The following is a 6661-nucleotide window of genomic DNA, read 5'->3' on the forward strand; positions in this document are numbered from 1 at the left end:
CTCCTTTGAATACCTGCTAATTGTTCCTGACAAATCCTCAATAGTAATGAAAGGTTTATCTTTTCCTGATACAGAAACACCATCGTATATCCATGTAGTAGGTGCAAACACGTCTAACGCTTTTTTGAGCGAATACATCACATCATTCAACATAATTAATGGCCCTTCGCTACACGTTGAACAATTTTGTTTATATCCTCAACAAATGGTTGCTCACCTTCAAAAGCTGTTTTACGCATAAAACCTTTTTTAGTTTTGTGCGTAAATTCTTGTACCGCTGCGTAAATAAGTGGTGATCCATAGGTTCCAATGATTTTCGCACCAACTACCATCTTTACACTTGCAGGAATACTTTCAGATAAAGGTCCCCATAATATCGGAGCACGGTTAGATGCTTTATTAGCCTGTAGACGTGTATGTTTTTCTACTGTTTGTTCAATTGGTTTTTTGTAGCTATTGGGATTATGCGCTTTTAACACAGCGGCTTGCCCTTTAACAACAACTCTAATCCTCATCAAATCACCCTCTTTACAATTACCTCTCGACGGTTCACACCACCAAGCCCTCTTTCATCGATAAGCTTGATAACGTAAAAAACACCATGTCGTTCAATTTTTTCGATGTTCTCCAGGTCTGTACTTAAGTGAAATGTAACAAGCGCTTCCCCCTTAGTAACATCAAGAGTATCAAACTTCGTTTTTTCGACTGACGTGACTTTCTTCCATACTACTTGAACAGTTTCTTTTCGAGGTTCACCCTGTATTTCTTCTCCCGTAATCGGATCCTTTTCAGAAAACCCTTTAATGTGCAAAACCACCGGTTCTCTGCGTCCCTGTTCAATCATTTCGCGGTTTTCACGAATCTCTTTAATGTCGTCTTCCGTAAGCAATTGCTACACCTCCTCACTTATTAAGTAATTCAGACGTGAAGAACATTGTGGATGTGGACTTATTAATTGGTTCATAAGACTTTCTGGAATGTTTTTCGGATACTTTCCAGCACCTAAACCGTACGCATCTCGTCTCGCTAGCTTATAACACATATGTCTCGAATGGTATCTGTGACGGTGGCCGTTATCTATAATTTGATAACCTGCCACAATTTCACTTTCTAAACCATTCTGTATAGTCGCTGCACGATATGTGTTAATACTCTCAGAAATAGCAACGCGTTCAATCTTCCATTTCTCGTTGTCATGCACTTCTTTTATCTTTTGGGAAATCATGCCGATACTTTCGCCTTTTAATACAGCCGGACGAATCACACTACTCAGCCGATCTCTCATATCTCCTGATAAATTCCATACACGATCAGACAAAATTAAACCATCTTCTCCAGGTCTTTTTATAGACCCTTGAATTACCTTCTTGTTTATTGCAGTTATGGATTTCACATCCAAACCCGCTTCTGATAATTTTGATGTGGTCCATTTCGATGTGTTTTCAATCAATCTATGAAATGATTGTTCAGCCTGTTTACGAAATTGTTTTTCGTAAACAGTAAGGTCTCGCAATAACGCATTTAACCTACTACGCTTCACAATTCCATCCTTTTGGTAGTCATTCAGTAAATCAACCAAAAACAAGCGTATTAAGATAATGGCCTTAACTGTATCAGAAACCTGTTTTTCATGCTCCTCTTTAAATTCTTCGGAAATGGCATCAAGTGCTTCATCCATTTCTTTTTGAGAATCGCTCATGTAATCATCTCCCATCTGCTCGCTTAGCAAATGTTTGGTGAGTACCTTTTCCACGTCTATATTTTCTATATTTTTTAAGCGCATCTGCTGATAATTTCTTATAGTTAGCAAAGACCATCGATTTATCAACCGACTCCTCACCAWCCGTATACGAAAAATAACGTGCTGCGTCTGCTGCAATCGATTCATAGGCAAATGATAGCGCAAGATAAAAAATAGCATTTGCGTTTACTTTTTCGGTTAACTCTGACTCAGCTTCGGCTTCAGCTAGCCAATTTCCGATGTCTTCCGGAGTTACTTTTGGAACTCTTGCTAACCGACTCTCCAGCCTTTCCGACACCTTCATTTGGCGTCACCTCCGTCACTGTATTTTGTTAAGGCGTCATAATTCCTGCAGCTTTTAACTTTGCAATAAGGGCGTTTAAGTCTTTTACTACACCCGCTACGTCAGTTGCTGTACTATCTGGTTGTTTATCAACCTTTTTGGGTATTAGAGCTACTTTTTCTTCAAGACCTTTAATAATAGTGCCAAGTGATGTGTCTTTCGCAATCGGCATCGATCTGTTTAAACGTTGTGCTTGATTTTCAGAAATAGACATGTATAAAACTCCTTTCAAAATACAAAAAAGGTAGCATACACGCTACCTTTTAAGCCATTGTTTTAGAGATATTTTCAAGAACAGCGATAGACTCTTTCGCATTCTTAACTTCAAATCCAAATTCCCCACGAATGACACGAGAGAAGTAGTCAGCACCATTTGGTGTAGCATCTTGATCATAAATTGGAGTTAAGTAACGTGCCTTTACTTTTTCTGTATCAAGAAGTAACGCACGATCTTTAGGCATATTTAAATCAACTACCACACTAGAAATCGCTCCACCTGGTAAATCCGATACAAACGATAAGATTTGGTAACCTGCCGCAGTATCTTGACGCGTAGTACGAATTGTATCGCCACCAAGTTTTGTGATTTGTCGTGCGATATTCGGTCCACATAGAATCGTATTTGCTGAACCGCCTCGAGTAAATACTTGTTCTACAGCGTCATTTAAAGGTTTTGCCGCAATTTCGTTCCCTTTAAAGTCTTGCTTATGAGAACCTTCAATACCCGCAAATGCAAATAAACCACCTGTAGTACGCGGTTGTGTTGGCGGAAAGCATCTTCACCTTCTGGTCTCGGTCTTGCGATGACTTTTAATTCACCACCAGTTGTAATTGCCTCCGCTTTCGTACTATCGTAACCACGTTGCACAGTGATTTTATCTGCGTTTTCATCGACACTTACTACACGTAGCACTTCTAAGCCGTTTTGTACCAGAGCATTTTCAGTGAATTTACGAGCCTCGCCTTTTTCTAAAACTAGGTCCGTATCCCCAACAGCTGCAGCAGTTTTTACAATACCTGTATCAGAGTTTAAATAGTCGTTCTGCCATTCAAATTTAGTTTGTGTTAAAGCGTCTCCTACACCAATTAACCCGAAAAGAACAGGTGCCTTCGTGAGAATTAAATCCACATTCGCTTGCATTTGTCTTACTTGTTGTTGAAATTCGTACGTAGTTGGTACTGRCATATTTGTAGCCCCCTCAAATTTTTAAAATTAAAAAACCGCTGACTTTTAATCAACGATCCGTTATTTCTTCGATTTTGCTTCTAACAACTTGTTATAAATACGTGTTACTTCACCCGCAAATTTTGAATCTTTTAACGCTTTTGTTTTTGCTTCTTCCAGCTCTTTTTCTAAAGCGAGAATTTCATTCGCTCTCGGATTTGTTCCTGGATTCGCGCCACCAGCTGCATCTGCCCCCACAACTTTCTTGAACATCCAAGGTTTACTTTCCTTTAGCGCATTAACAGCCTCTTCAACTCCTTGATAATTACCATTCTCATCAAGTTGAATAGTCGACTTATCTAAAAGCGCCAATACGTCACCTGGATCATTCGCATCTAAAGCACGTGCCATACTCTTAATTTCCGTATTTAGAATACGTGTATTTGCTTTTTCTTGCGCTTTTTGTGCTGCTTCGGAAGCCTCTAGTGCCTTTTTATCAGCTTCTTCTTTTTCAGCCTGCAAACGTTCAATTTCCGTCATTTCTTGCTTTTTACGCTCTTCTTCAGCTTTTTCATATTCTGCTAATTTCGCTTTTACATTATCGTAGTCATCGTATTTCTCAGCGGATTTACTACGTTCACGTTCTAAGCGCTTCTTAACAATTTCGTCTAGTTCTTCTTGCGTAAAACTTTTTGACGGGTCGTCAGTATCTCCAGGTTTTTTGTCTGGATCATCTCCAGAACCGCCACCATCAGAGAAAAACTGAAGATTTAATCGAAGTGGGAACTTAGGTGTTTTTTGTACTTGTTCTACAAAAAATTTTAATGTTGTAGCTTGTTTTGCGTATTCCATTTGCAAATCCTCCATTTTGAGCCTGTCGGCTATAATTTCCGAAAGTTTATAGCGCCATTTCGTAAGGCAAGTATTACTTCTCTTTGTATGGATCCTGAGACTGTCGTTTCAACATTCGTTCTTGCATAATCTCCATGAATTTCTGTTCCGCATTTTCTTTACCACTTCTCGTGATTGCGCCTTTAATTGATTCAATTTCGTTAGAAATTTCATCACCAAGCTGTTCAATAAGTGCTTTTTGATCTTGCGGTAACGGTAAACCGAAAATAATCTTGCTAGCATAATAGTTATCTATCTTTGCTAACATTTCTTTATCGTATTTGAATTTTGGGTCATCCTGCCTTGCTTTCATATAACGCAAAATATACTCATTTAAGGTTTGTAGTCGTGATTGCCATATAACCCATGAGCGTTGTGTTTTCGAGATGATGTTACTGAATAAAAGCTGTACAGCCATATCATTTATACCACCTGTATTCATGTCGGCAGTGTTCACCATCGGTACCTCTGCTTTTTCATGTAGGCGTTTTTGCAATCGGTCCAGATACGCTTCGATAGTTTCTTTAAATCGAAATCCACTTTCCAATTTCTTTGCACTTGGTTCACCGGTATCTTCCGCACCATCACCTAAATCCCATTTCGCACCTGGTGCAACTTGAAGTGGATTCTTTGGATCCTCGTCTACATTCGTTAGCAACGTAATAGCGAACATTTCAAAACGTAGCGCATCCGAGTAATCAGACATCTTTTTGTCGATTTCGTCAGAAAGCTTAATCGTTTTTTCAAGCTCACTATAGCCAGTAGTTCGCTTACTGAGCTTTTCAGTCGGCACTGGTACAACGGGAATAAAATCAATGCCCATTGATGAACGCTCAACACGATCTTCTTGTTTTTCTAAGTCACCGTTGTATACCGACTCTTCGATTTCACAGTCGTACTCACCAGCTTCTTCATGCCAAACTAAGTAATACGATAACTTCCACATTTTCGTTTGTTCTTCATCGAGCCAGGCAATAAAATGAATTTCTTCCAGTTGATCTACATCCCAGTCACTATACTTCGCAACAACTTCCGTCGATGGATGCCAAATAATCTTAAATTCCCCACGGCGTTTATCGTAGTGAATACGAGCATACACACCAGTTTTTGAAATGGCCCTGTCTTTTGCTGCTGCTAATAATTTCTCATGCATTCGGTTATCATCCCAAACCCATGTTAATAACCGTTCCTTTGCTTTCGCTCTACTGTTTTCTGCTTGTTGCTCATCACTAGGTTCATATCCTGATTGAATCATAAGCGCTGGATCATCTATCACATCAGGAGGAACTGTTACTTTCGGTTCTTTTTCAAATTGCCAAGCTGCAATCATGTTTACGATTTTTTGAGGATAATCAAGTTGTATTTTCGTAGGATCGTAGTCGAGATTGTCTGGTTTTTTATAATCAGACCATACGTTTAAGTCTCCTTCATAACGCTCATACAAACGAACCTCGGCCATAATACGTGTCCACTCAGAATCTCCAAGCGCTGTACGAACTGGCATTACAATTTCAACTGGATTCATAAAATTACGATCACCTTGTACTCTCATTCAAGCCCCTCCCTTCTCAATATCTTGAATTCCCTGTAGTTCCTGCTTTACGTCTTGCACGTTTATAGGCGATAGAAAAAGCCATTTGAACCGCATCCGGACCATCATCGTGTGGATGCATCGGATACATTTCAAATTGCTCCAATAAAGCACGTAAATGTTTCATAAATCGTAATTTACCACTCTGTATATCCGGTAATAATGACTCAATACGTAGTGCTTTTCGTGTACGCTGCTTAATTTGTTTTAAGCGAGTCGATGAAGGATATCCTTTTTTCTGTAACGCCTCACCAACCTTCTCCGCAAACCACTCCTGAGCTTGTTGCGCCTCTACTGCAATTGATTCGTATTGATATTCCAGCGTGTATTCCACAGCCTTTTCTAGCAATGTATTCGGATGAACACGCTCCATAAAGATATCAATAACGTAACAAGTACCTGTTTCCACATTTTTTGCAATTGTGACCACAACACTGTAGTCACCTTTCTCTTTACCCATCGCAAAATCGACCGCACCGTAATGCAAAAGTTTTTTATTTTTTAAATCACTTTCAGTACAGTACGTGAAATATTTAGGTTTAAATATCTGCCTTTCCTCGTCAGTCGGATTACATAAATACTCTTGGTTAAACGCTTTGGTACCGTCATCCTCTCTAATTTCCATCAAATCGATGTAAGGGAAATGTGATGGCCACAAAGTTTTTGTTCCACGGAGCATTTCTTCTTTGTTCTGCTCATAAAATTCACGAGCACAATCTGCTGAGTCTGGATCATCTACCTGACGAATCTCGCGCCACTCTTGCCATAAATCTTCACGCTCTGACCATTTCAAAATTGCCGGGAATGATCTTGATACGAAATCACGACGATTTTTAATAACATGATGCAATAAACTGTCGTAGCAAACGATGGTACCCATGTAAATACAAGCACCCTCTTGACGACTTAACCCTGGAAGCAACTCTTCCT

Annotated in this window: 8 protein-coding genes and 1 pseudogene; all 9 read right to left on the reverse strand. The window is 39.5% G+C overall.

What is annotated here, in order from left to right; genetic code table 11:
- Positions 1 to 155: 155 nt before the first annotated feature.
- Entirely contained in the window at positions 156 to 515 is a 360-nt protein-coding gene (locus tag AC1DJR_RS19965) for a hypothetical protein (protein ID WP_477003333.1), read from the reverse strand.
- A complete protein-coding gene (locus AC1DJR_RS19970) occupies positions 515 to 889 on the reverse strand; it encodes a hypothetical protein (protein ID WP_477003334.1) in 375 nt (124 codons plus the stop codon). The genes AC1DJR_RS19965 and AC1DJR_RS19970 overlap by 1 nt, the downstream gene beginning before the upstream one ends.
- A gap of 3 nt (positions 890 to 892) precedes the next feature.
- Positions 893 to 1699, reverse strand: a complete 807-nt coding sequence (locus tag AC1DJR_RS19975) for a hypothetical protein (RefSeq protein WP_477003335.1) — start codon at positions 1697 to 1699, stop codon at positions 893 to 895.
- 4 nt (positions 1700 to 1703) lie between these two features.
- The gene (locus tag AC1DJR_RS19980) at positions 1704 to 2045 is read right to left on the reverse strand and encodes a hypothetical protein (RefSeq protein WP_477003336.1); all 342 of its coding nucleotides are present in this window, start codon (positions 2043 to 2045) and stop codon (positions 1704 to 1706) included.
- A gap of 28 nt (positions 2046 to 2073) precedes the next feature.
- Positions 2074 to 2298, reverse strand: a complete 225-nt coding sequence (locus tag AC1DJR_RS19985; protein ID WP_144591630.1) for a head fiber protein — start codon at positions 2296 to 2298, stop codon at positions 2074 to 2076.
- 49 nt (positions 2299 to 2347) lie between these two features.
- Positions 2348 to 3270, reverse strand: a pseudogene (locus tag AC1DJR_RS19990) (SU10 major capsid protein).
- 60 nt (positions 3271 to 3330) lie between these two features.
- Positions 3331 to 4101, reverse strand: coding sequence for a phage scaffolding protein (locus AC1DJR_RS19995; protein WP_477003337.1), 771 nt, complete (start codon positions 4099 to 4101; stop codon positions 3331 to 3333).
- 73 nt (positions 4102 to 4174) lie between these two features.
- Complete coding sequence (locus AC1DJR_RS20000) at positions 4175 to 5692, reverse strand: phage portal protein (protein WP_477003338.1); 1518 nt, start codon at positions 5690 to 5692, stop codon at positions 4175 to 4177.
- Between the two features lie 16 nt (positions 5693 to 5708).
- Positions 5709 to 6661, reverse strand: a 953-nt coding sequence (gene terL / locus AC1DJR_RS20005) for a phage terminase large subunit (RefSeq protein WP_477003339.1), incomplete at its 5' end; no start/stop codon positions are given.

This window comes from Bacillus sp. 05T31 (genome assembly GCF_056396725.1).

Excerpts from the sequence above, each read along its gene's own strand:
- AC1DJR_RS19965 (WP_477003333.1), bottom strand. The coding sequence starts at position 515 with ATGAGGATTAGAGTTGTTGTTAAAGGGCAAGCCGCTGTGTTAAAAGCG.
- AC1DJR_RS19975 (WP_477003335.1), bottom strand. The coding sequence starts at position 1,699 with ATGAGCGATTCTCAAAAAGAAATGGATGAAGCACTTGATGCCATTTCC.
- AC1DJR_RS19985 (WP_144591630.1), bottom strand. The coding sequence starts at position 2,298 with ATGTCTATTTCTGAAAATCAAGCACAACGTTTAAACAGATCGATGCCG.
- AC1DJR_RS19995 (WP_477003337.1), bottom strand. The coding sequence starts at position 4,101 with ATGGAATACGCAAAACAAGCTACAACATTAAAATTTTTTGTAGAACAA.
- AC1DJR_RS20000 (WP_477003338.1), bottom strand. The coding sequence starts at position 5,692 with ATGAGAGTACAAGGTGATCGTAATTTTATGAATCCAGTTGAAATTGTA.